The following is a 22,527-nucleotide window of genomic DNA, read 5'->3' as shown; positions in this document are numbered from 1 at the left end:
TACTCGGAGGAGAAGTGGTTCTTGATCACCTTGTCCTCGACCACGCCCATGCGGGTTTCGGAGGCGGCGAGCTTGGCCAGCGGGATGCGGGCGTCGGCGGCGGCAAGGGCGGCGGCGCGGAAGATCGCGTCGACTTGCTCCTGCGTGTAGCTGGCGTAAACGCGCTGCGCCGCTTTGACACGGCTCACCAATTGGTTGAGCTGGTTACTGTCCATGTTACTTCCTCTCTACATAGCAAAATTCGGTTGTCGCACGAGGCGATTCAAAGTTACTCACGAATCATTGTGCCGGTGAGTGGAGCAAGAATTCGTGAAGAACCTCGACGTGGGACGATGTGCGTCCCCGATGCGCGGACGATTGGCTCCGCCTGCGCCGGTACTTAATTCGGCGGTCCCAGGAGGCAAGCCGGAAAGTATACGATGTTCTTAGATTGCAGCGGCGATCCGATGTGAACCGGATCGCCGCCGGTCATGCAAAACAGCTTAGTTGTGCTTCAGATACTCTTGCATATCCGTCTTCAGGTTTTCCGAACGCGGCCCGAAGATGGCTTGGATGTTGTTGCCAACCACGACCACACCGGCCGCGCCCATCGACTTCAGGCGGGATTGGTCAACCTTGGCCACATCGGCCACGCTGACGCGCAGACGGGTGATGCAGGCATCCAGGCTCGTCAGGTTGGTGCGGCCACCGAAGGCTTCCACCAGACCTTGCGCCATCGAACCGGCGGCGGCCGGAGCGGCAGCCTTGGTTTCAGCCGCAGCAGCAACCGGAGCGCCAGCGGTAGCCAGCTCTTCTTCGGTGGCGTCTTCGCGGCCCGGGGTCTTCAGGTTCAGCGCCGAGATCAGCACGCGGAATACGGTGTAGTACACCACAGCGTAGATCGGACCGAGAATAAACACCAACCACGGCTTCACGTCCTTGACGTAGAACACACTGAAGTCAATAAAGCCTTGCGAGAAGGTGAAGCCCATGTGAGCGCCGAAGGTGTTCATCAGGAAGAACGCCAGGCCCACCAGGACAGCGTGAATCGCGTACAGCACCGGAGCGACGAACAGGAACGAGAACTCGATCGGTTCGGTAATACCGGTCAGGAACGAGGTCAACGCGGCGGAAACCATCATCGCGCCGATCTTGGTGCGGTTTTCCGGCTTGGCGCTATGCCAGATGGCAATCGCGGCAGCAGGCAGACCCCACATCTTCGGCAGGAAGCCGCCAGCCAGGATCCCCGCGGTCGGGTCGCCGGCGAAGAAGCGGTTGATGTCGCCGTGGATCACGTGGTGGGTCACCGGATCAACATAGTCGCCCATGACGAAGAAGAACGGCGCGTTCCAGATGTGGTGCAGGCCGAACGGCAGCAGCATACGTTCCACGACACCGTACAGGGTTACGGCAACGGCCGGGTTGCTGACGGCAGCCCATTGGGAGAACACGTCAATGCCATGTTGGATCGGCGCCCAGATCACGGCCAGGATCACGCCCATGATGATCGAGCAGATACCGGTGACGATCGGCACAAAACGCTTACCGGCAAAGAAGCCGAGGTAGGACGGCAGCTCGATGCGGTAGTAGCGGTTGAACATGATCGAAGCCAGGATACCGGACAGGATGCCGCCGAACACGCCGGTGTCCATCGAATCCATGCCCATGACTTGAACGGTCTTCACGCCCAGAACCGGGGCCATGATGCCCAGGGTGGCCAACAGAACCACATAGCCGACGATGGCGGCCAGGGAAGCCACGCCGTCGTTTTCGGTCAGGCCGAGCGCTACGCCCACGGCGAACAGGATCGGCAGGCTGCCGAATACGGCGCCGCCGCCCGCAGCCATCAGGTGCGAAATGATGGCCGGAATCCAGCTGAAATTGGCCGCACCGATACCCAAGAGCAAGCCCGCAACCGGGAGCACTGCTACAGGCATCATCAGCGACTTGCCGATCTTCTGTAGTGTTCCAAATGCATTGGATGACATGATCTACTACCCCTTTCGTTGTGTCGTGTAACCTGTGTGCGCGTCTGTTATTCCTTGATTGCTTTGGACAAACGTGCGCGTACTTCCGACGCGGTGGACAGCGTCAAAACTTCGGCTGTCAGTGCTTCGCATTCAGTTTTGCTGAACTTGCGCACCAACGCCTTGATTTCTGGAATCGACGGTACCGAGACCGACAATTCATCCACCCCCATCCCCACCAGCACCGGTACGGCCAGCGGGTCGGATGCCAGACCGCCGCACACCCCGACCCATTTGCCGTGGCGGTGAGCAGCCTGCACCGTGCTTGCCATCAACTGCAGCACGGCAGGATTCAATGCGTCCGCCTGACGGCCCACGCCCGGGTGATTGCGGTCCATTGCAAGCACGTATTGGGTCAGGTCGTTGGTGCCGATCGAGAAGAAATCGACTTCGCGGGCGAACTGCTCGGCCATGATTGCGGCCGAGGGTACTTCGATCATGATCCCCACTTGCACCGGCGGTACGTTGAGCGCCTTGCGCTCTTCTTCCACCATCGCCTTGCACTCGCGCAACTCGTCGAGCGTGGCGATCATCGGGAACATGATGCACAGCTTGGCATACGGTGCCGCGCGCAGAATGGCGCGCAGTTGGCTCTTCATGATGTCGGGCTGGGCCAGCGCCAGACGCACGCCGCGTACGCCGAGGAACGGGTTTTCCTCAGCCGGCATCGGCAAGTATGCCAGCGGCTTGTCGCCGCCGACGTCCAGCGTGCGGATCACCAGCGGGCGGGTGTGTCCGACCGCCCGGGCGATGCTCATGTAAGCATCGGCCTGTTCCGCCTCGCCCGGTGCGTCCTCGCGTTGCAGGAACAGGAACTCCGAGCGCAGGAGACCGACGCCTTCGGCGCCTTTTTCCATACCCTTCTCCGCATCCGCCAGGCCGCCGATGTTGGCGACCACTTCAACGCGGTGGCCGTCGGAGGTGCTCGCCGGTTTGGCGGCATTTTCCAGATCGGCTTCGCGTTGCTCGGCTTGACGCTGCTGTTGCGTACGAATATTGGACAGTTCATCGGTCGTTGGGTTGATGCGCAACGTGCCGCGGCTGCCGTCGAGGATCAGGGGCGTACCGTCTTCGAGCTGCAGCGCCTGGCGGTCGATGCCGACCACGGCCGGGATATCGAGCGAGCGAGCCAAAATGGCGACGTGGCTGGTCGAGCTGCCGCCGGAGGTACAGAAGGCCAGGACCTTGCTGCGATCGAGGCTCACGGTCAGCGACGGGGTGAGGTCTTCGGCGATCAGAATCGTGTTGGCCGGCAGTTCCGGCGCGGTCATGCGGCTGCCGGTGAGGATTTGCAGCACGCGCAGACCGACGTCGCGCAGGTCGTTGGCGCGTGCGGCCAACAGCGGGTTGGGCAGGTGCGACAAGCGATCCGCGTGCAGCGTGAAGGCTTGCTTCCAGGCGAAGGCGGCGCTCTTGCCGTTGGCGATGCCGCTCATGACCATGTCGAGCAGATCCGGATCTTCCAGGAGCTCTTGATGCGCGGCGAAAATCTCGGCGCGGCCGCCCGTGGTCTTGCCGTGCGTTTGGTACTTCAATTGTTCCAGCTGGGTGTGCGCTTCGGCGATGGCGTTGTGCAGCGCTTCGCGTTCCGCGGTATCGCCGTTGCCTTGCTCGGTCAGCGTGATGGCTTGGTGGCCCAGGATGAAGGCCTGGCCCACGGCGATGCCGGCCGAGGCGCCGACGCCGCGCAGCAGATTCGGGTCGGCATCGACGTCGGCCGAGGCTTCCGGCGCGGCGGCCGTTTCCGGCGTTTGGCTTTCCGGGGCGGCTTCATGCGCGTCGCCCGCGGCCAGCAAGGTCAATTTCTCGACCGCGGCCTGCGCATCCTCGCCCTCGGCGATCAGCCGAACCACGTCGCCGTGGCGAACGTTCAGACCCAGGAGCGCGACCACGCTCTTGGCGTTGGCCTGTTCGGTGCCGCACAACAGCTTGATGTCGGATTTGAATTGCTTGGCGGCGTGCGCGATCACGGCGCAGGGGCGGGCGTGCAGCCCGGCGCGGCCGATGACCGTGATCGACGGCGATTCGACGCGGCCGCTGGTTTCCGCCTTGGCCGGCGCCTGGGCGAACGTGCCCGCGCGGGACAGCGTCAGAATGCGGTCGCGGCCGGCGACGACGTGGCCGCTGGCGGCTTCCATCGCGGCGACCTTGTCGCCGGTCAGAATGATGATCGGCGTGATCAGGCTGCGCGCGTGCGTGGCGAGGAACGCGTCGTCGAACTCGATCAGCGCGTCGCCCGCGTTGACGCGGTCGCCCGCATTGACGCGGGCGGTGAAACCCTGGCCCTTGAGGTCGACCGTGTCGAGGCCGATGTGCATCAGAATTTCAATGCCGTCCTCGGTGGTCAGCGTCAGCGCGTGGCGCGACGAATGAATGTGGGTGACGGTGCCGGCACAGGGCGCGCGCAACATGTTGCTGGCCGGTGAAATGGCGACGCCGTCGCCAATCATTTTTTCCGCGAAGACCGGGTCCGGTACCGCGCTCAAGGGCAACAGCATGCCGGAAAGGGGTGCATTCAGGATCAGCTCCTGCTGCAGTTCGGAAGTACCCATAATGAAACCTCTCGGCTTGCCAGGTTCTCTACGGCGGCGCGCGCCTGACGCGGTCCTGGCAGGCAAAAACTTGTTTGAAGATATCTGTGTGGCGCCAACGTCCATTGCGGTGGGAAATGCCGTCGGCGAGTCAGAGAATATTCTTATTTATAACCAAAATCCATTGATTTGGATCAACCGAGTCGGTACTTGCGTCTGTCGGAATTAAAACCTTGCGTCATGTAACATCGCTACAAAACAGGTTTTGATCAAGGATAAGACCAGTATTTGCTAATAGTTACAGGATGCCTGGCAAAGACAGGTGAGGCCAATGTTCTGCGGGCTGTTGCATCTGTAGTGCATTTGCGTGCACTGTAGCTGGTTTGACTGTAGTATTGCTACAACAATTTGGTGTTACCCCCGAATGTCGCCATTCTATTGGCTATGACCGTATCATTTTCAAGTCCTTTTATTTAACAGATTGTTTAAAATGGTTTCTCCGCCAAGGTCAAATAGCGTATTGCCCTAGTGTGTGCGAAACGGATAAAGTCTCTGCTTTATAGCGTGTATTTCTGGAGAATGACTCGTGTGGTCGATCATTGAAGCGGCCGGCTGGCCGATTTGGACAATTGTGGCCGCCTCCATCGTATCCCTCGCCATCATCCTCGAACGGCTGTATTCGCTGCGGCAGAGCCTGGTCGCGCCGGCAGGGCTCTTGGCGCAAACGCTCGACGCTTATCGCCGCCATGGCGCCGACAGCGAGGCGTTGCGCCAGATGGCCGGCGCGTCTCCCCTCGGACAAATTCTGAGCGCGGGTTTGCGCAACGCCGACGGCAGCCGGGAAGTGATGAAAGAAGCGATTGAAGATGAAGGGCGGCTGGTTTTGTTCCAGCTCGAACGATTTTTAACCACTTTGGGGTCGATCGCCGCCATGGCGCCGCTGCTTGGTCTCTTGGGCACCGTCGTCGGCATGATTGAACTGTTCGGCTCGCAAACGCCGACCGGCGCCAATCCGCATGTCTTGGCTCACGGTATTTCCGTCGCGCTCTACAACACCGCCTTCGGTTTGATCGTGGCGATTCCGAGCATGATGTTCTATCGCTATTTCCGCGCCAAGGTCGACGCTTTGCTGGTCGAGATGGAGTCCCAGGCCGTGCGTCTGGTCGAAGTCATCCACGGCGACCGCCGTCAGGGGTAAGTCATGAACTTTCGCCGCGGCCGTCATCGGGACGAGCCTGAGATCAATCTGATTCCCCTCATCGACGTCCTGCTGGTGATCCTGATCTTTTTGATGGTCACGACCACTTATCAGCATTACGCCGAAATGCAGATCAATCTGCCGGTGGGGCAGGGCGACGTCGTGAAGGAAAAGCCCAAGGCCGTCGACATCGGCATTCGCGCCGATGGCCGCATGACCGTCAATGGCGCGGCCCTGGCCGCCGGCGACGACAAGGGCTTGTTGTCGGCGCTTGAGGCCGTGCCGCCGGATAGCGAAGTGGTGATCAATGCCGATGGCAAAGCGACGCACCAATCGGTGATCAGCGTGATGGAAGCCGCCCGCATGGCGGGGCTGACCCGTCTGACCTTCTCCACGCAGGCTCCGAGTCCGTGAGTCTGATCGAACGGCATTGGTATCGGCCCCGTCTTGGGCTGACCGTGCTGCTGGCCCCGCTGCAAGCCCTGTTCGCTATATTGGCCGCGATGCGCCGCATGGCGTTTGCGCGCGGCTGGATGGCGCAGGGGCGTTTGCCGGTGCCGGTGGTGGTAATCGGCAACATCCACGTGGGCGGTGTCGGCAAAACCCCGCTGACGATCGCGTTGCTCGATGCGCTGCGCGATCGCGGCGTGCAAGCCGGGGTGATCAGCCGCGGCTATGGCGGCCGCCACCGTTTGCCGACAGCGGTCAAGCCGGACAGTGACGCCGCCGAGGTGGGGGACGAGCCGCTGCTGTTGGCCGCCACGGGCGCGCCGGTCTTTGTCGGCCGTGACCGCGTGGCCGCGGGGCGGGCCTTGCTCGCCGCCCATCCGCAGGTATCGCTGATTCTCACCGATGACGGGTTGCAGCATTACCGGCTGGCGCGCGATCTGGAGGTGGTGGTCGTGGACGGCGCGCGCGGCTTCGGCACGGCTCGGCTGTTGCCCAATGGACCATTGCGCGAACCGGTTTCCCGGCTTGCCCAGGTCGATGCCGTGGTGGTCAACGGCGAGCAGGACGTGCCGCTGCCGATCCCGGACGATGTGGCGCGCTTTGCCATGACGATTGCGCCAGGGGAGATCCAGGCGCTGGCCGAACCCGCCGTGCGGCGGCGGCCAGCCGATTTCGCCGGGCTCAACGTGGCCGCGCTCGCCGGCATCGGTCATCCGGAGCGGTTTTTCGCCACCTTGCGCGCCCTGGATATTCCGCTCGCGCGCACACTGGCCTTCCCGGATCATCATGCCTTTTCCGAGGCGGACCTGCCGCGCGACGTCGATGCCATCATCATGACCGGCAAGGATGCGGTCAAGATGCGCCACCTCAATCATGATAAACTGTGGGTTCTGCCGATCAGGGCGCAGATCGTCCCCGATCTGGCCGATTGGATACTGGCAAGACTGAAGGCAAGCAATGGACGCTAAATTTCTCGACATCCTGGTGTGCCCGGTGTGCAAGGGGCCGCTGGTTTACCTCAAGCCGCAGCAAGAACTGGTTTGCAAAGGTGATCGTTTGGCTTTTCCGATTCGCGACGACATTCCGGTGATGCTGGAAGAGGAGGCGCGCGAGCTCGCGCCGGAGGAAGAGATCGAATGACCGCCTTCACGGTCGTTATTCCAGCGCGTCTGGCGTCGAGCCGTCTGCCCAATAAGCCTTTGGCCGACATCGCCGGCCTGCCGATGGTGGTGCGCGTGGCGCGTCAGGCGCTGAAGAGCGCCGCGGCGCGCGTGTTGGTGGCGACCGATCACCCCGATGTGCAGACAGCTTGCGCGGCGCATGGCATCGAGGCGCTGATGACGCGCGCCGACCATGCCTCCGGCACGGATCGTTTGGCCGAGGTGGCCGAATTGCTGGGTTTGACGGACGAGGCGGTGCTGGTCAACGTGCAAGGCGACGAGCCGCTGATCGATCCGGCGTTGATCGACCGTTTGGCATCGCTGCTCGAGGATGGGGCGCTGCCGATGGCCACCTTGGCGCATCCGATCCATGAGGCGGCCGACCTGTTCAATCCCAATGTGGTCAAAACGGTGCTCGACCATACCGGGCGGGCGATGTATTTCAGCCGCGCGCCGATTCCTTTTGCGCGCGATGCTTTTGCCGCTGGTCGCGACAATCTGCCGCACGGTTTGCCCGCACTGCGCCATATCGGCATGTATGCCTATCGCGCCGGCTTTCTGAAGACCTATGCCGCGCTAGCGCCTTCGCCTCTGGAGACCTTCGAGGCGCTGGAGCAACTGCGCGCGTTGTGGTATGGCTATGCGATCGCGGTAGCGGTCGTGGACGAGGCGCCCGCCGTGGGCGTGGACACACCCGAGGATTTGGAGCGCGTTCGCCGACTCTTCATCTGAACCTGATCATAAAGACAAGCCAACATAACCCACTCCTGGAGGGAGACATGAGACTGATTCTGTTGGGCGCGCCAGGCGCCGGCAAGGGTACTCAGGCCAATTTCATCAAAGAGAAGTTCGGCATTCCGCAAATTTCCACGGGCGACATGCTGCGCGCCGCAGTCAAGGCGGGCACCGAGCTGGGTTTGGCCGCCAAGAAGATCATGGACGAAGGCGGGCTGGTGCGTGACGACATCATCATCGGACTCGTGAAGGAACGGATCGCCGAAGCCGATTGCGCCAAGGGCTTCCTGTTCGACGGCTTTCCGCGCACCATCCCGCAAGCGGAAGCGTTGCGCGATGCCGGCGTGGACATCGACTACGTGGTCGAGATCGACGTGCCGGACGCCTTGATCGTGGATCGCATGTCCGGCCGCCGCGTGCATGTGGCGTCGGGACGCACCTATCACGTCAAGTACAACCCGCCCAAGCGCGACGGCATCGACGACGTGACCGGCGAGGCGCTGATCCTGCGCGACGACGACAAGGAAGAAACGGTCAAGAAGCGCCTGCATATCTATCACGAGCAAACGGAAGTCCTGGTGTCGTTTTACGCCAAACTGGCGACCACGACGGCCAAGGCGCCGCAATACATCAAGATCGATGGCACGCAATCGGTGGATACTGTGCGCGACAACGTTCTGAAAGCACTGGGAGCTTAATCCTAGCTGGATAAAAAAACCGCCCATGGGCGGTTTTTTTATTTTTGTGTGCCAAATTTATCTTTTAAAAATCATTGTTTTGCCGATATTTATCAGAGAGTTCACGCACAATGGCGGGCGAGTCGGTAAACTGTCATCAGGGCAAGATGACAATGCCCGTACGGAGGGTTTATGTATCACGGAGAACGCTTTAACGGCATCTCCCATCTGGTCGGCACCTTGCTGGCCATTACCGGTTTGGCCGTGCTGGTGACGCGAGCAGGCATGGAGGGCGACCCCTGGAAAGTGGTCAGCTTTTCCTTGTACGGCAGCACGCTGGTCATTCTTTATCTGGTTTCGACGCTCTACCACAGCGTGCGCGGCCGGGCCAAAGCCATCCTGCAGAAATGTGATCACACCGCCATCTATCTCTTGATCGCCGGCAGCTATACGCCGTTTGCGTTGGTCACGCTGCGCGGTCCATGGGGTTGGACGCTGTTTGGTCTGAGCTGGGGGCTCGCGCTGTTCGGCATCGTGCAGGAACTCACCATCGGCCGCCGCACGCGGCTGTTGTCGATGATTCTGTACGTGCTGATGGGGTGGATGGTGCTGATTGCCATGCGGCCGCTGGTGTCGTCGCTGGCGACGGCGGGGCTCGTCTGGCTCGCGCTTGGCGGGGTGTTTTACAGCATCGGCATCTATTGGTTCGTCAACGACGAGAAAATCCGCCACGGCCATGGCATCTGGCATTTGTTCGTGCTGGCTGGCAGTCTGTGCCAATTTGTCTGCGTGATGTTCTACGTCTGAATCGGCGTTGGGCGGAAGACCGTCCCGCCCCACGCGCTCGCGTAGGGCGCACTCGCCGAAGGCAGTGCGCCACAAACACGCGCGGCGCCAGGGTCCCGCTCTTTTTCGCTCTCTACTGCGGTCGTGCTAAATCTTGGGGATGTCGAACGGCACCCGGTTTTCGCTGACCAACGCCACCAGCGCCGTGACCACATGCGGGTCGAACTGGCTGCCGGCGCGCGCCTTGATGTAGTCCATCGTTTCCGTGAGCGTCCACGGCTCCTTGTACGGACGTTTGTGCAGGAGCGCGTCGAACACGTCGACCACCGCGACAATGCGCGCGGAGAGGGGGATGTCCCCGCCGCGCATACGCTGCGGGTAGCCGCTGCCGTCATAGTGCTCGTGATGGCCGCCGGCGATCTCGCTGCCGAAGGCCAGATAGCTGTTTCCCTCCACCATCAAGCTCGCTTTGTGCAGAATTTGCGCGCCGATGTTGGCGTGCTGCTCCATGATGGTGCGCTCGTCCGGATCGAGCTTGCCTGGCTTGAACAAGATATGGTCGGGCGTGCCGACCTTGCCGACGTCGTGCAGGATGCTGGCCATGCCGACCATCTCCATGAATTCCGACGTCAGATCCTGCGGGTAGCACTTCATTTTTTTCAATTCATTCGCCAACGCGTCCGTCAGCTTTTGCACGCGCAACACGTGTTGTCCGGTATCCGAATCGCGAAATTCCGCCAGATCCGCCAGCGCGACCACGGTCGCCTCCTGCGACTTGCGCAACTGTTGGTACAGGTAGAGGTTGTCGTAGGCGGCCGATATGCGCTGGCAGAAGACTTCCAATAGATTGCGCTCGATGTCCTCCAGCGGCCATGGCGGGCTGAAATGCACGACGAATTCGCGATTGTTCTGCGAAGTGATGTACAGCACGTCGTAGGGATGGCGATAGATGCTCTTTTTCTTGCTCAGCGATTCCGTGATCGCCTCGGCAAGTTCCGGCAGCGCGCTGAAATCGTTGGTGTGGGTCAGATATTCGTAGGAGCCTGTGGCCGCAAGCACTTCAACCGCCAGCCGGCCATTGGCCTGGTTGCCGTTTTCCACGCACAGGATGCCGTCCATGCCGACGTCCAGCAGGGTGCTGACCTGTTTGAGCACGCCCGAGGCGAACTCCTTGAGCGAGTGCAGCTGGTAGAGATCTCCCGCGCCTTCCAGAATTTTGGCCAGGCCCTGGCGGTTCTTTTCGATGGTGAGCAGATTTTCGTAGGCGCGCAGCGAGGCGATCACCGTGGTGAACAGCTTTTGCACCGTCAGTTCGGTCTTGGTTTTGTAGTCGTTGATGTCGTAATCGAGGATGACCTCCTGCTCCGGCGCCTGGCCCGGCTGGCCGGTGCGCAGCACGATGCGCACCGTCTGGTTGTTGAGCTCGCTGCGGATGCGCCGCACCAGCCGCAGACCGGCATCGTCGGTTTCCATCACCACGTCGAGCAGGACCAGCGCCAGGTCCGGATTGGCGGCGATGACCTGGAAGCCCTCTTCCGCCGACGAGGCATACAAAAGAGCCAGGGCCTTGTCTTTGAATCGGATGTCCTGGATGGCCAGCCGCGTTGCGGTGTGCACGTCTTTCTCGTCGTCGATGATCAATACTTTCCACGGGCGCTTGAGCGGAGACTGCGTCGTATCGTCGCTCGCTTCCTGCGCGTCGTCCAACAACCAGTTGTCCTCGTCTGGCAGGTCGTTATTGTTGTTCATCAGGAACTCTCCTTGGTCGCGATGTCTGGCGCATTGCAGGGTAGGGTGATCGTGAAGGTGGTGCCCTCGCCGAGCTCGCTTTCCACGTCGATACTGCCCCCTAACCGCTGTCGTACGATATTGTAGACGATGTGCAGACCGAGGCCGCTGCCGCCGCTGCCGCGGCGGGTCGTGAAGAAGGGTTGGAAAATCTTGCCCATGTTGGCCGGTGCGATGCCCTTGCCGTTGTCCTTGACCGTCAACGACAGATGCCCGTCGTCCAAGCGGTGGGCGGCAATGGCGATCTGACCGAGTTGCCCCTCGTCGAACGCATGGGTGACGGCGTTGACCAGCAAATTGGTCATCACCTGCGACAGCGCGCCGGGGTAGCTGTCCATCAACAGGTCCTGCTCGCAGTCGATCTGGATATCGATCTGGGTGCGTTTGAACTTCGGCCGCAGACTGGTGATGATCTCCTGCAGATAATCGGCAAGCTGGAAATCTCGCCGCGCTTCGCTCGTCTGGTCCACGGCCACCTGCTTGAAACTGTGGATCAGGTCGGCCGCGCGTTCGGCATTGGACAAGATCAGCTCGCAGCTTTCCGTTGCCGTGGCGAGATAGTTTTGGAAGTCGCTCTTTTTGATGGCGCCGGCTTCAAGCTCGCGGTTCAGTTGCTGCGTTACCGCGGCCAGATGGGAGGCCGCGGTGAGCGAAATGCCGACAGGGGTGTTGATTTCGTGCGCGACGCCGGCCACCAGCCCGCCCAGCGACGCCAGTTTTTCCGACTCGACCAGCGTCTGTTGGGTTTGCACCAGCCGGCGATAGGCGTCCTGCGCCTTTTCCTTTTCTTCGCGCGCGCTGGCTTCCGCCTGCGTGCGCAGCATCAGGTCATCCATGATCCGCGCCACGATGCGGTTGAAGCTGTGCATGACCTCGCCGAATTCATTTTGCTGGTTGACCGTGATCGTGGCCGACTCCAGGTCGGAGCTGCTGGCCGCCCGATCCAAGGCATCCTGGAGTTCTTTCAACGGACGGAAGACGAAATGACGTAGCGCGTAGCTCATCAGGAACAGAATCAGCACGTCCAACACCACGATCTGCAGCAGGCTTTCCATCAAGCGGCTTTGCAGCTGGGCGTTCAGATCGTGACGCGACAAGTAGACTTGCGCCACGCCGAGCTTTTCCTTGCCTTGGTAGACGATAGGGATGGTCAGCACGTCGTCGGCGGCGGGCTCCTCGGTGGGCGTCATGTCGCGCAGGCCGTGATTGTCGCGGATTCGGCCGATATTCAGCCCGGCATCACCTTTAATGCGAATGGCAATCAATGACTGCCAGCCGAGTTCGGCGTCCAGGGTCAGTTGAATGTACTGGTCGTCCAGCTGCCAAACGCCATGAGGGAGCGATAGCGCCAACCGCTCCTTCAATGCGGAGCGCAGCGCTTGATAGTCGGCCTCGCCCTGCGCTTTGCTGGCGCTGAACGACACGTAGCCGGTCACCGTGAGAATCACGGTGATGCCGACGATGAGCCAGACAGTTAGTTGAGCCTTGATGCTTTTCATCATGATGGGCGGCTTCCTCACTCTCTCTCATCGTAAATAAGGTGGCTGTAAAATGCAAAAATCCAATCAAAAATGCGTGTTTTATAAAAAAGAGCCGGTTTTTCGGCGCTTAGGCAGTGGCGGCACGCTGTGCCGGCCACTTTTGCAGCAACAATCCGCCCAGAATCAGGCTTAGCCCAACCAGGGTCGAGGGCAGGATTTCTTCCCCCAAGAGCCAGTGGATCAAGAGCAGCGAGATCAGCGGCGACAAGAAGATCAGATTGGCGATGCGTGCTGCGCTGTCGGTCCGCTTGAGCGCGAAGAGCCACAGCACATAGGTGAATCCCATTTCGAACGCGCCGACATAGCCTGCCCCCGCCAGTCCCCGCCAGGGTGGCAGGCTCAATTCTCCGTGCCACGCGCACCACAAGAAGATCATGGGCAGCGCGCAGGCAAAATTGAGCGCCAAGCCGATCACCGGGTCGCGCGTGTCGCGTGTATTGGCCAGCCAATAGCCGGCCCAGAGCAGGGTCGACCACAGCGCCAGCGCCACGCCGCGCGGGCTGTCGAAATGCAGGCCGAACGGATCGCCCCGGGTGGCGATGGCCAGAACGCCGCCATAGCACACGAGCGCAGCCAGCATGTCGTGAGGACGAAGGTGTTGTTTCAACACGGGCACCGACAGGATGGTCAGCGTCAACGCCCAGGTGTAGTTGATCGCCTGGGCCTCTTGCGCCGGCAACAGCGAATAAGCTTGGAACAGCACCAGATAATAGGCGAACGGGTTGACGGCGCCTAACAGCAGTGACCGGCGCCAATGCTGTCGCAGCGTGGCGGCAGCCTCCTGCAGGCGACCCTGAATCGTGAGCAGGGAGAGCAGGGAGAGCAGCGAGGCCAGGTTGGCCCACAGCAGCAATTGGGAGGGCGTCAGGTAGGCGAGGCTGATCTTGAACGCGGTGGCCACCGTCGACCAAGCGAGCACCGCGGCTAGGCCGGCGGCATAAGCGCCGGTCTGCTTAGCGGGGTGCATGCCGCACCAATCGGTTCAGCTCGTCGGATAGCATGCTCGCGGTCAGATCGGCGGTCAGTCCGATCGGCCCGCCGCGGTCGCGCGTGTAAGTGTCGCCGGCAAGACCGTGCACATGCACGCCCAATGCCGCGGCGGCCAGCGGCGAGAGGTGTTGCGCCAGCAAGGCCGCGATCAAGCCGCTCAATACGTCGCCCTGGCCCGCTGAGGCCAGCGCCGGACCGCCGCTGGTGTTGATCAGATAATCGCCGCCAGGCGTTGCGATCAGCGTCCCCGCGCCTTTGAGCACCGTGACGGCGTTCAGGCGCGAGGCCAACGCGCGTGCCGAGCGGATACGGTCGGCTTGGATCGCGGCGCCATCGGTGGATAGCAAGCGGGCGGCCTCTGCCGGGTGCGGCGTGATGATTGTCGGCGCGCGCCGCGCGGCGAGGCGGGTTTGCAGCGCGCTCTCGCGCGCCAAGAGATTCAGCGCGTCGGCATCGAGCAGTAGCGGGCGCGCGTCGGCAATGGCCGCCTTGAGCAGCGTCAGCGCCGCGGCGTCCTGGCCCATGCCCGGCCCCAGCGCCAATACCTCACAGTCCGGCAAGCCCTTGGCGGCGTGCATCATCAGCGCGGGCGACTGGGGATCGACCGGCAGGCGCGGGTCCAGCAGCGCGAGCCGCACCTTGCCGGCGCCGCCGGCCAATGCGGCGCGTCCCGCCAACAGCGCGGCCCCCAGCATGCCCTCGCATCCCCCGACGATACCGACCGTGCCATAGCTGCCTTTGTGGCTGTTGCGCGGTCGGATCAGGGCTGTCAGCGCCGATGGCTGATAGACCTCGCCCTCTGGCGTGTCGTCGCCCCAGCCTGGGTGGTTCAGCGTCTGCAGGAAAACGTCGCCGGCCAGGTCCGGCCCATCGCCGGTCAGCAAGCCGGGTTTGTGGCTCAAAAAGGTCAAGGTGGCGTCGGCGCGCAAGACGGCGTTGCGCGCGACCCCACGCCAGGCATCCAGACCGGTCGGCGTGTCGAGCGCCAACACCGGCGCCGCCAACGCGTTCAGCTGCGCGATCAGCGTGCGCCATGCGTCGTTGAACGGGCGGTCCGCGCCGATGCCGAACAGCCCATCCACGAGTAGATCCGGGCGCGTCGAGCCGGCCGGCAACACCGCGAGCACCTCGCCGCCGCAGGCCTGCCAATCTGCCAGCGCCCGTTGGGCCGCCGCGGTTTGGGGCGGTTGCGGCAGCAGCACCTGGGCTTGATAGCCGGCTGCCGCCAATCGTTGTGCCGTTACCAGTGCATCGCCGCCATTGTTGCCAGGACCTGCGGCCAGCAGAATGCGCGCGCCAACCGGATAGCGTGCGGCTACCCAGTCCGCTGCGGCTTGTCCCGCCCGCGCCATCAGGTCGATACCTTGCGACGCCGCGCGGGCCTCCAGCGCGCGCAGCGCGGTAACGCCGTAGATGGCGGTGCTCACTGCGCCTCCCCCCAACGGGCCATCAGCGTATGCGGCACGCCCAATTGATCCATCATGCGCGCGACCACGAAGTCGACAAGATCGTCAATGGTTTGCGGGTGGGTATAGAAGCCTGGCGCCGGCGGCAGAATGACCACGCCCAAACGCGCGAGCTTGAGCATATTTTCCAGATGCAGCGCCGACAACGGCGTCTCGCGCGGCACCAGGATCAGTTTGCGCCCCTCCTTGATGCTCACGTCGGCGGCGCGTTCGATCAGATTATCGGAGAGACCTTGGGCGATGGCGGCCAGCGTGCCCATGGTACAGGGGCAGACCACCATGGCATCGGCGGGGTTGGAGCCGGAGGCGACCGGCGCGAACCACTCCTCGCGACCGAACACGCGCAGTTGTCCTTCCTTGGCGCCGCTTCTTTGGGCGAACCAGCGCTCGGCCTGAGCCGGACGTCCCGGCAGCGTTTGGCCGAGTTCCTGCTGGGCCACCACTTGCGCCGCCTGAGAGTAAAGCACCCAGACGCGCACGTCGGCGGCAATCAGGCAATCGATCAGGCGCAAGCCATAGGGCAGGCCGGAGGCGCCGGTGAGGGCGACGGTGACAGTTTGAATGGGGCGCATATTTTTGTCGGGCTCTTTGCCGGCCGCGCGCGGCCGGGTTATTCCGGTTGCTGCAATTGTCGGTGACGGATAACGATCTGCTGGTCGGGAAAGCTTGCCGCCAATTGTTCGGCAATGTAGACCGAACGGTGCTGCCCGCCGGTGCAGCCGATCGCGACTGTCAAATAGCTGCGGCTTTCCTGGCTGAAGGCCGGCAGCCAGCGCGCGATGATGCGGCGGATGTCCTCGGTCATTTCGGCCACCGCCGGCTCGCGCAGAAAATAATCGATGATCGGTTGGTCCAGACCGGTCAACGGCCGCAATTCCGGAACATAGTACGGGTTGGGCAGGCAGCGCACGTCGAAGGCGAAATCCAAATCGAGCGGTACGCCGTGCTTGAAGCCGAACGACTGCAGCACCAGGGTCAGGCGGCTGCTGTCGGCCGAGACCAGATCCTTGACCCAGCTGCGCAAGGTGTTGGGTAGAAGATCGGTGGTGTCGAAGCGCGCGCCCAGTTCCTGAATGCCCGCCAGCATCTCCTTTTCAGCCAGAATGCACTCGTTGATGGTCAACAAGCCGTTGCCCGCCAATGGGTGGCGCCGCCGGGTTTCGGAAAAGCGTTTGACGAGAATATCGTCCTGCGCCTCAAGATAGAGCAGACGAACGTCCACACCCTGCTCCCGCAGTTTGCTCATTTCGTGCGGCAGCGCGCCGAGCGAGGGGCTGGAGCGTACATCGACACTGATGCCGATGCGGTCGAAGCCGTAATCCTGATAAAGCGCCACGGCTTCTGACAGCATGGTGGCGGGTAGATTGTCGACGCAATAAAAACCAGAGTCTTCCAGAGCGCGCAAAGCGATCGATTTGCCGGAGCCGGATTGCCCGCTAATCAATATCAGTTGCATGCTCCTGGTCCTTGAGGAAATTGGTGTGACGCTCAATGAATTCACGCGTGCTGTCGATGCCGCGCAATTGAAGAATATAGTTGCGTACGGCCGCTTCGACCAGTACCGCCAAGTTACGGCCGGCGGCGACGGGCAGCACTACCTTGCGCACGGTGACGCCGAGAATGTCCTGTGTCTCGGACTGGATGTTGAGGCGATCGAGCGCCTGCATCGCCTGATCGTTGGCTTTGACCAGATGAATGATCAGCTTCAGCACTTTTTTCGGCCGCACGGCGGTTTCACCGAAGATGGTGCGGATATTCAGAATCCCGAGGCCACGAACTTCGAGAAAGTCGCGCAACAGCGGGGGGCAACGGCCTTCCAGCGTTTCCGGGCCGATCCGGTAGAGCTCGACCGCGTCGTCGGCCACCAGGCCGTGGCCGCGGGAGATCAGATCCAACGCCAATTCGCTCTTGCCCATGGCCGAGTCGCCCATGATGAGCACGCCGATTTCCAGCACGTCGAGAAACACGCCATGCAGCACGGTGGAGACCGCCAGCGCCCGTGCCAGGTAAATACGCAGCACGTCCATCAGGTACGGGCTTTCCAGCGGCGTGGACATCAACGGCACGCTGTGCGAATGGCAGTAGTCGCGCAATAGTTTCGGCACCGGCTGGCCGTTGGCCACCATCACCACCGACATGCTCTTGTGGAACAGTTGGTCGAGCGCGGTTTTAGCCGCCGATTGTTCCAGGCGGTTCAGATAGTCGACTTCCGCCAGGCCCAATACCTGCACTCGGTTCGGGTGGATGAAATTCAGGTGGCCGACGAGCGCGAGCGTCGGCCGCTGTTCATCGATGCCGATGATGTTGTCGGCGCCGGCTGTGCCGACAACCCAGCTGAGATTGAGCTTTTGCTGGTTTTCCTGGTACAGCTTGCGCACCGTTATGCTAGGCATGGTTGTTCGACCACTCGAGGAGGATCTGATAGAGCTCGTCCACATTCTGGGCGGAGAGAATCTTTTCGCGCAAGGGGCGGCTGGAGAAGAGCTGCGCGAGCTCCGACAATACCTGCAGGTGGAGGTCGGTCGCCTGCTCCGGCACCAGGAGCACGAACAGGCTTTGCACCGGTTTGCCGTCCGGCGCGTCGAAGGAAATCGGCACCTTGAGGCGGATGAAGATCGCCGCGGCCTCTTTGAGGCCGTGCGCGCGGCCATGCGGGATGGCGACACCCTGGCCGAGGCCTGTCGAGCCCAGCTTCTCCCGGGCGAACAGACAGTCGAAGACTTCGCTGCGGGCGATGCCGCAGGTGTTCTCCATCAACAGGCCGACTTGCTCGAAAACACGTTTTTTACTGCTGACGTCGAGGTCGAGCAGGATGTGATCGCGCGAGAGAATTTTACCGATCTGTTTCATAGCGTTGGGCGAAAAAAATCAGGCAAACAAAAACGGGAACCCGAAGGTTCCCGGCGACACGGTTTACCGCCTTACAACGAGGCTTCCGGATGGGCGCCGCGATGTTCGGACTGTTTTTCCTTGAACTTCAATACCTGGCGATCCAGTTTGTCCATCAACAGGTCGATGGCGGCATACATGTCGGATTCGGTGGTTTCGACATGGATGTCCTTGCCGGACAGATGGACGTTGACCTCGGCTTTCTGGATGAGTTTGTCCACGGACAGGGTGACGGAGACATCGATCAGATCGTCGACGTGACGGCTGATGCGCTCGAGCTTGTTCTCGATATAGTCGCGCAGCGACGGGGTGATCTCGAGGTGAAGACCAGTCACTTTGATGTTCATAACCCTTACTCCTTTTTGTTGCCATAAAGACTGCGCGGTCGGGTCGGCCGCGCGGCCGAATAGGGGATTACAGAGTCTTTCTCTGGTTGACCGGCGCTATCTGCATGGCTTCACGATACTTGGCAACGGTACGTCTTGCAACCAGTATGCCTTGGCTGGATAGCTGCGCGGCAATGGCACTATCTGACAGGGGCTTGGCCGGATTCTCTTCCTCGATCAATTTACGGATATGGGCCTTGATGGCGGTGGCGGAGCATTCTTCGCCACTGTCGGTTTCCAGGGCGCTGCCGAAGAAATATTTCAGCTCGAATAGTCCGCGAGGGCAGAGTAGATATTTCTGGGTGGTGACCCTGGAAACGGTGGATTCATGCAGTCCAAGTTCTTCGGCGATGTCGCGCAGAATCATCGGCCGCATGGCCACTTCGCCTTGTTCAAAGAACGCTTGCTGCTTGTCGACTATAGCTTCCGACACTTTCAGGATAGTGTCAAATCGCTGTTGGATGTTCTTGACCAACCACCGGGCTTCTTGTAGCCGCCCGGACAGATCGCCGGATTGTTGGCGGTTTTCCGACAGCATTTGCGCGTAGATTTGGTTGACGCGCAGATGCGGCACGGCGCCGGCATTCAACTCCGCCACCCAACGGCCTTTCCTTTTTCGGACAGTGACATCCGGCGTGATGTAGTGCGTGTCGCTGGCGTCGAAACCGGTGGCCGGCCGCGGGTTGAGCGTGGCGATCAAGGCTTGAGCCAGGCGCAGCGCATCGTCGTTGCAACCGAGTTGCTTGCGCAGCCGGGTGTAGTCGCGCGCGCCCAACAGGTCCAGGTGGTCGCGTACGATGGTGCGCGCCAGCGCGAGCCCCGGGGTGCTGTCGTCCAGGCGGCCAAGTTGCAGCGCCAGCGATTCGGAGAGCGCGCGCGCACCCACGCCGGGCGGGTCGAATTGCTGCAGCATGCGCAAGCCCGTGGCCAATTCCGATTCGTCGATGTCGAGCTCGTCCGGCAGTGCGGCGGCGAGCTCGGCGAGCGGCGTGCTCAGGTAGCCGTCGTCGTCCAATTCCTCTATCAACAGCTGGACGACCGCATGGTCGCGGCGCGCGAGCGAAACCTCGCCCAGTTGCGCCAGCAGCTGTTCGCGCAGCGTCGGCTGGCAGGGGACGTTGTGGAACGGGTCGTAATCCTCGTCGTGGCCGCCGCCACCGCCGCCGCCGCTGCCCCAGTCCTGCAGCGCCGACACGCCAGGCTCGTCGGTCTGCGTAGCGCCGTCGTCCGTCGCCGTCTGTTCGGTTGCTTGCGGCGCATCGGCGGGCTGGTCGGTCGACGGCGAGTCGTCGGCGCGCTCCAGCATCGGGTTTTCCAACAGATACCGTTCCACTTCGGCCTGCAGCTCGATGGTCGACAGCTGCAACAATTTGATTGACTGCTGCAATTGCGGCGTCAAGGTCAATTGTTGCGAGACTTTCAGCTGGAGGCTTTGCTTCATGGCTTAGAGGTGGAAGTGCTCACCGAGGTAAACCTTGCGCACCCGTTCGTCGCTGACGAGCGTCGAGGGCACGCCCGAGGCCAGCACGGCGCCGTCGCTGATGATATAGGCCCGGTCGCAGATGCGCAGCGTCTCGCGAACGTTGTGGTCGGTGATCAGTACGCCGATACCGCGTTCCTTCAAGAAGGAAATAATCTTCTGAATGTCGATGACCGCGATGGGGTCGACACCGGCAAAGGGTTCGTCTAGCAAAATGAAACGAGGGCGCGTGGCCAGCACGCGGGCGATCTCGACGCGGCGTCGTTCGCCGCCGGATAGCGACAAGGCGTTGCTGTTGCGCAGGTGAGCGATGTTCAGATCGTCGAGCAGGAGATCGAGTTCCTTCTCCAGCTCGTCGTCTTTGAAGCCGGTAATTTCCAGGATGGCGCGGATGTTTTCGTCCACGGTCATCTTGCGGAAAATCGATGCTTCCTGCGGCAGATAGCCGAGTCCCAGCCGTGCGCGGCGATGAATCGGCATGTGAGTGATCGTCTGCCCGTTGAGCGTGATGTTGCCGTCGTCCGCGCCGACGAGCCCGACGATCATATAGAAGCTGGTGGTTTTGCCGGCGCCGTTCGGTCCCAAGAGGCCGACCACTTCGCCGCTTTTGATGTCGAGCGATACGTCTTTGACGACTGTGCGGCTTTTATACCGCTTTTTCAGTCGCTCCACCGTGAGTAGGTTTTCCGTCATGGTTGCTTTCCTGCGCCGCCGCTGGCGTTCTTTTTCTGCGGCTGGATGATGGCGGTCACCCGGCCTTTATTGGCGGTGTTGCTGCCACCGCCCTGGCTTTGATAGATCTGCGTCTCGGTGTTGTAAACGATCACGTCGCCGATCAGCAGGTCGTCGCCCTTTTTGACGCGGGCATTGGTGGTCAATATCGCGGTATGGGTGACCGTGCTGTAGTCGATCCGGCTAGCCTGGCCATTGATCCAGACGTTCTTTTTCTCCGGGGTGTCGTCGGCCTTTTGGCGGAAAGTCGTGAGTTTGCCGGTGGCGAGCATCGTCTGGTTGCCTTGCGCGTCGCGGGTGACGGTCAAGTGATCGGCGTGCAGTTGCAGCGTCCCTTGGATAACCACCACATCGCCTTCCCATTGGGTCACACCCTTGAGCTGATCCAGCGTGGCGCGGTTGGCGCTGATCTGGATGGGCTTGTCGCTATCCGCTTTTTCGGCGTGCGCGAGCGGCGCGGATAGTGCAATAAGCATCAAGAACGGAGTGAATCTATTTGACATATGTTGCCCTAGCGGAGGAAAGCAAGTTCACGACGCCGGCGTTGTAGTCGTAATTGAACCCGGTCGCGTTGGCGACGCTGTCTCCGTAATGGATGATGGTCGGCTGTTTCGAACTGGCGTAGCGTCGCGCAGTATCCACGGTCATGGCGCTGCTGTCGAGCGTCACTTCCGGTTGCCCTGCGGCGGCGGGTTTCAACAGGTGAGCCTTGCGGTCGAAGAAGGCGATGCGGGTTTGGGTGTTGTAGCGCCCGCTTTCTGCACTGAGCATATAGTCCTGCTGACCGTCCCGAAACAGATCGATGGTGCCGTTGGCGAAGTACAGATCGTTCTGATTCGGGTATTGCCACAGTTTATCGGCCACCATGCGCTGTTCGACCCGCCCTTGGATATCGAAGCGCGTGGCGTCGACTTCTTCCGAAACGAACTCCGGCCGTGACGGATCCAGATCGCGGCCGAAGCTGCCCAGTTTCGATACCTGATCGAGCCAAATGGTCAATAAAGCCATCAGCAAGACCAAGGCGATCGGAAACAAGCGGGCGGGGCGTCCCAATCTCATGATAGGTAACCCGCCATGAGGCCGTCGAGCGTCCCCTGCGCCTGCATGATCAATTCGCAGGCCTCGCGCACCGCGCCGCGGCCGCCGCTGGCGCCGGTGACGTAGTGCGCGTTCTGCCGCACCACGCTGGGCGACTCCGGTACGGCGATGGCCAAGGCGACACGCCGCATGACCGGCAGGTCGACCACGTCGTCGCCGACGTAGGCGCATTGTTCGGCGGTGACGCCGGCTTTGGCGCATAGCTCCGCAAACGCCGCGCGCTTGTCTTGAATGCCGGCGTAGTAATAGTCGATGCCCAGATCGCGCGCGCGCTTGTCGACGCACGCGGCGGCGCGGCCGGTGATGATGGCGAGTTTGACGCCGGTGGATTGCAACATTCTCAGGCCATGGCCGTCGAGCGTATTGAATCCCTTCAGCTCTTCGCCTTGGGCGGTGATGAAAATCGTGCCGTTGGTCAGCACCCCATCCACGTCCATGATAAACAGACGGACGCGGCGGGCCAGATCGTGAGTCGCTTGCATGTTATTCCTTGAGTCGGGCGGGGGTTAGACCACGCCGGCTTTGAACAGGTCGTGCATGTTGAGCGCGCCGACGAGCTGCCGTCGCTCGTTAAGCACCAACAGGCACAAAATCTTGGCGGCCTCCATCTGCTC

The 22,527-nt window shown here is 61.6% G+C and carries 23 protein-coding genes and 1 pseudogene; 7 read left to right on the top strand and 17 right to left on the bottom strand.

Annotation, left to right across the window (positions count from 1 at the left end; all coding sequences use genetic code 11):
- From JOZ06_RS00990 to ptsP, 3 genes and pseudogenes are all read right to left on the bottom strand, one after another.
- A pseudogene (locus tag JOZ06_RS00990) lies at positions 1 to 215 on the bottom strand (succinate-semialdehyde dehydrogenase); the annotation flags it as partial.
- 267 nt (positions 216 to 482) lie between these two features.
- Positions 483 to 1,967, bottom strand: coding sequence for a PTS glucose transporter subunit IIBC (gene ptsG / locus JOZ06_RS00985; protein WP_293227803.1), 1,485 nt, complete (start codon positions 1,965 to 1,967; stop codon positions 483 to 485).
- Between the two features lie 47 nt (positions 1,968 to 2,014).
- Entirely contained in the window at positions 2,015 to 4,558 is a 2,544-nt protein-coding gene (ptsP, locus tag JOZ06_RS00980; protein ID WP_293227801.1) for a phosphoenolpyruvate--protein phosphotransferase, read from the bottom strand.
- A gap of 565 nt (positions 4,559 to 5,123) precedes the next feature.
- Here ptsP and JOZ06_RS00975 point away from each other — a divergent pair.
- The 7 genes from JOZ06_RS00975 (at position 5,124) to JOZ06_RS00945 (ending at position 9,564) form a co-directional block, all read left to right on the top strand.
- Positions 5,124 to 5,735 (top strand): MotA/TolQ/ExbB proton channel family protein, encoded by a 612-nt coding sequence (locus tag JOZ06_RS00975; protein WP_293227799.1) that lies wholly within the window; start codon positions 5,124 to 5,126, stop codon positions 5,733 to 5,735.
- Positions 5,736 to 5,738: 3 nt separating this feature from the next.
- Entirely contained in the window at positions 5,739 to 6,149 is a 411-nt protein-coding gene (locus tag JOZ06_RS00970) for a biopolymer transporter ExbD (protein WP_293227797.1), read from the top strand.
- The gene (gene lpxK / locus JOZ06_RS00965; RefSeq protein WP_293227796.1) at positions 6,146 to 7,153 is read left to right on the top strand and encodes a tetraacyldisaccharide 4'-kinase; all 1,008 of its coding nucleotides are present in this window, start codon (positions 6,146 to 6,148) and stop codon (positions 7,151 to 7,153) included. The genes JOZ06_RS00970 and lpxK overlap by 4 nt, the downstream gene beginning before the upstream one ends.
- Complete coding sequence (locus JOZ06_RS00960; protein ID WP_293227794.1) at positions 7,143 to 7,325, top strand: Trm112 family protein; 183 nt, start codon at positions 7,143 to 7,145, stop codon at positions 7,323 to 7,325. Before lpxK ends, JOZ06_RS00960 begins: the two co-directional genes overlap by 11 nt.
- Positions 7,322 to 8,077: a 3-deoxy-manno-octulosonate cytidylyltransferase gene (gene kdsB, locus JOZ06_RS00955; protein WP_293227792.1), complete on the top strand. Its 756-nt coding sequence runs from the start codon at positions 7,322 to 7,324 to the stop codon at positions 8,075 to 8,077. The genes JOZ06_RS00960 and kdsB overlap by 4 nt, the downstream gene beginning before the upstream one ends.
- A 47-nt stretch (positions 8,078 to 8,124) precedes the next feature.
- Entirely contained in the window at positions 8,125 to 8,778 is a 654-nt protein-coding gene (adk, locus tag JOZ06_RS00950) for an adenylate kinase (protein ID WP_293227790.1), read from the top strand.
- Between the two features lie 171 nt (positions 8,779 to 8,949).
- Positions 8,950 to 9,564, top strand: coding sequence for a hemolysin III family protein (locus tag JOZ06_RS00945; protein ID WP_293227788.1), 615 nt, complete (start codon positions 8,950 to 8,952; stop codon positions 9,562 to 9,564).
- Between the two features lie 126 nt (positions 9,565 to 9,690).
- Here the strand turns inward: JOZ06_RS00945 and JOZ06_RS00940 are convergent, their stop codons facing one another.
- From JOZ06_RS00940 to JOZ06_RS00875, 14 genes are all read right to left on the bottom strand, one after another.
- A complete protein-coding gene (locus JOZ06_RS00940; RefSeq protein WP_293227786.1) occupies positions 9,691 to 11,292 on the bottom strand; it encodes a DUF3369 domain-containing protein in 1,602 nt (533 codons plus the stop codon).
- Complete coding sequence (locus JOZ06_RS00935; protein WP_293227785.1) at positions 11,292 to 12,833, bottom strand: ATP-binding protein; 1,542 nt, start codon at positions 12,831 to 12,833, stop codon at positions 11,292 to 11,294. The genes JOZ06_RS00940 and JOZ06_RS00935 overlap by 1 nt, the downstream gene beginning before the upstream one ends.
- Positions 12,834 to 12,939: 106 nt before the next feature.
- Positions 12,940 to 13,839: a DMT family transporter gene (locus tag JOZ06_RS00930; RefSeq protein WP_293227783.1), complete on the bottom strand. Its 900-nt coding sequence runs from the start codon at positions 13,837 to 13,839 to the stop codon at positions 12,940 to 12,942.
- Positions 13,826 to 15,289, bottom strand: a complete 1,464-nt coding sequence (locus tag JOZ06_RS00925) for an NAD(P)H-hydrate dehydratase (protein WP_293227781.1) — start codon at positions 15,287 to 15,289, stop codon at positions 13,826 to 13,828. Before JOZ06_RS00925 ends, JOZ06_RS00930 begins: the two co-directional genes overlap by 14 nt.
- Positions 15,286 to 15,900: a flavin prenyltransferase UbiX gene (locus JOZ06_RS00920; RefSeq protein WP_293227779.1), complete on the bottom strand. Its 615-nt coding sequence runs from the start codon at positions 15,898 to 15,900 to the stop codon at positions 15,286 to 15,288. The genes JOZ06_RS00925 and JOZ06_RS00920 overlap by 4 nt, the downstream gene beginning before the upstream one ends.
- Before the next feature lie 38 nt (positions 15,901 to 15,938).
- Positions 15,939 to 16,784, bottom strand: coding sequence for an RNase adapter RapZ (gene rapZ, locus JOZ06_RS00915; protein ID WP_293227777.1), 846 nt, complete (start codon positions 16,782 to 16,784; stop codon positions 15,939 to 15,941).
- Positions 16,765 to 17,721 carry an HPr(Ser) kinase/phosphatase gene (gene hprK / locus JOZ06_RS00910; RefSeq protein ID WP_215777751.1) on the bottom strand — a complete coding sequence of 319 codons (957 nt, stop codon included), beginning with the start codon at positions 17,719 to 17,721 and terminating at the stop codon, positions 16,765 to 16,767. The genes rapZ and hprK overlap by 20 nt, the downstream gene beginning before the upstream one ends.
- Entirely contained in the window at positions 17,714 to 18,178 is a 465-nt protein-coding gene (gene ptsN / locus JOZ06_RS00905) for a PTS IIA-like nitrogen regulatory protein PtsN (protein ID WP_293227772.1), read from the bottom strand. The genes hprK and ptsN overlap by 8 nt, the downstream gene beginning before the upstream one ends.
- Positions 18,179 to 18,249: 71 nt before the next feature.
- Positions 18,250 to 18,564, bottom strand: a complete 315-nt coding sequence (gene raiA / locus JOZ06_RS00900) for a ribosome-associated translation inhibitor RaiA (RefSeq protein WP_293227771.1) — start codon at positions 18,562 to 18,564, stop codon at positions 18,250 to 18,252.
- Between the two features lie 67 nt (positions 18,565 to 18,631).
- Positions 18,632 to 20,044 carry an RNA polymerase factor sigma-54 gene (locus tag JOZ06_RS00895; RefSeq protein ID WP_293227770.1) on the bottom strand — a complete coding sequence of 471 codons (1,413 nt, stop codon included), beginning with the start codon at positions 20,042 to 20,044 and terminating at the stop codon, positions 18,632 to 18,634.
- Between the two features lie 3 nt (positions 20,045 to 20,047).
- Entirely contained in the window at positions 20,048 to 20,776 is a 729-nt protein-coding gene (lptB, locus tag JOZ06_RS00890) for an LPS export ABC transporter ATP-binding protein (protein WP_293227769.1), read from the bottom strand.
- Entirely contained in the window at positions 20,773 to 21,291 is a 519-nt protein-coding gene (gene lptA / locus JOZ06_RS00885; protein WP_293227804.1) for a lipopolysaccharide transport periplasmic protein LptA, read from the bottom strand. The genes lptB and lptA overlap by 4 nt, the downstream gene beginning before the upstream one ends.
- A 16-nt stretch (positions 21,292 to 21,307) precedes the next feature.
- The gene (gene lptC / locus JOZ06_RS00880; RefSeq protein WP_293227767.1) at positions 21,308 to 21,874 is read right to left on the bottom strand and encodes an LPS export ABC transporter periplasmic protein LptC; all 567 of its coding nucleotides are present in this window, start codon (positions 21,872 to 21,874) and stop codon (positions 21,308 to 21,310) included.
- Positions 21,871 to 22,395, bottom strand: coding sequence for an HAD family hydrolase (locus tag JOZ06_RS00875; protein ID WP_293227766.1), 525 nt, complete (start codon positions 22,393 to 22,395; stop codon positions 21,871 to 21,873). Before JOZ06_RS00875 ends, lptC begins: the two co-directional genes overlap by 4 nt.
- Positions 22,396 to 22,527: the final 132 nt, after the last annotated feature.

Source organism: Paludibacterium sp., from assembly GCF_019232825.1.
Taxonomy (GTDB): domain Bacteria; phylum Pseudomonadota; class Gammaproteobacteria; order Burkholderiales; family Chromobacteriaceae; genus Paludibacterium.
This window is presented reverse-complemented; position numbering and strand designations above follow the sequence as displayed.

Excerpts from the sequence above, each read along its gene's own strand:
- ptsG (WP_293227803.1), bottom strand. The coding sequence starts at position 1,967 with ATGTCATCCAATGCATTTGGAACACTACAGAAGATCGGCAAGTCGCTG.
- ptsP (WP_293227801.1), bottom strand. The coding sequence starts at position 4,558 with ATGGGTACTTCCGAACTGCAGCAGGAGCTGATCCTGAATGCACCCCTT.
- JOZ06_RS00970 (WP_293227797.1), top strand. The coding sequence starts at position 5,739 with ATGAACTTTCGCCGCGGCCGTCATCGGGACGAGCCTGAGATCAATCTG.
- JOZ06_RS00960 (WP_293227794.1), top strand. The coding sequence starts at position 7,143 with ATGGACGCTAAATTTCTCGACATCCTGGTGTGCCCGGTGTGCAAGGGG.
- kdsB (WP_293227792.1), top strand. The coding sequence starts at position 7,322 with ATGACCGCCTTCACGGTCGTTATTCCAGCGCGTCTGGCGTCGAGCCGT.
- adk (WP_293227790.1), top strand. The coding sequence starts at position 8,125 with ATGAGACTGATTCTGTTGGGCGCGCCAGGCGCCGGCAAGGGTACTCAG.
- JOZ06_RS00945 (WP_293227788.1), top strand. The coding sequence starts at position 8,950 with ATGTATCACGGAGAACGCTTTAACGGCATCTCCCATCTGGTCGGCACC.
- JOZ06_RS00940 (WP_293227786.1), bottom strand. The coding sequence starts at position 11,292 with ATGAACAACAATAACGACCTGCCAGACGAGGACAACTGGTTGTTGGAC.
- JOZ06_RS00935 (WP_293227785.1), bottom strand. The coding sequence starts at position 12,833 with ATGATGAAAAGCATCAAGGCTCAACTAACTGTCTGGCTCATCGTCGGC.
- JOZ06_RS00930 (WP_293227783.1), bottom strand. The coding sequence starts at position 13,839 with ATGCACCCCGCTAAGCAGACCGGCGCTTATGCCGCCGGCCTAGCCGCG.
- JOZ06_RS00920 (WP_293227779.1), bottom strand. The coding sequence starts at position 15,900 with ATGCGCCCCATTCAAACTGTCACCGTCGCCCTCACCGGCGCCTCCGGC.
- rapZ (WP_293227777.1), bottom strand. The coding sequence starts at position 16,784 with ATGCAACTGATATTGATTAGCGGGCAATCCGGCTCCGGCAAATCGATC.
- hprK (WP_215777751.1), bottom strand. The coding sequence starts at position 17,721 with ATGCCTAGCATAACGGTGCGCAAGCTGTACCAGGAAAACCAGCAAAAG.
- ptsN (WP_293227772.1), bottom strand. The coding sequence starts at position 18,178 with ATGAAACAGATCGGTAAAATTCTCTCGCGCGATCACATCCTGCTCGAC.
- raiA (WP_293227771.1), bottom strand. The coding sequence starts at position 18,564 with ATGAACATCAAAGTGACTGGTCTTCACCTCGAGATCACCCCGTCGCTG.
- JOZ06_RS00895 (WP_293227770.1), bottom strand. The coding sequence starts at position 20,044 with ATGAAGCAAAGCCTCCAGCTGAAAGTCTCGCAACAATTGACCTTGACG.
- lptB (WP_293227769.1), bottom strand. The coding sequence starts at position 20,776 with ATGACGGAAAACCTACTCACGGTGGAGCGACTGAAAAAGCGGTATAAA.
- lptA (WP_293227804.1), bottom strand. The coding sequence starts at position 21,291 with ATGCTTATTGCACTATCCGCGCCGCTCGCGCACGCCGAAAAAGCGGAT.
- lptC (WP_293227767.1), bottom strand. The coding sequence starts at position 21,874 with ATGAGATTGGGACGCCCCGCCCGCTTGTTTCCGATCGCCTTGGTCTTG.
- JOZ06_RS00875 (WP_293227766.1), bottom strand. The coding sequence starts at position 22,395 with ATGCAAGCGACTCACGATCTGGCCCGCCGCGTCCGTCTGTTTATCATG.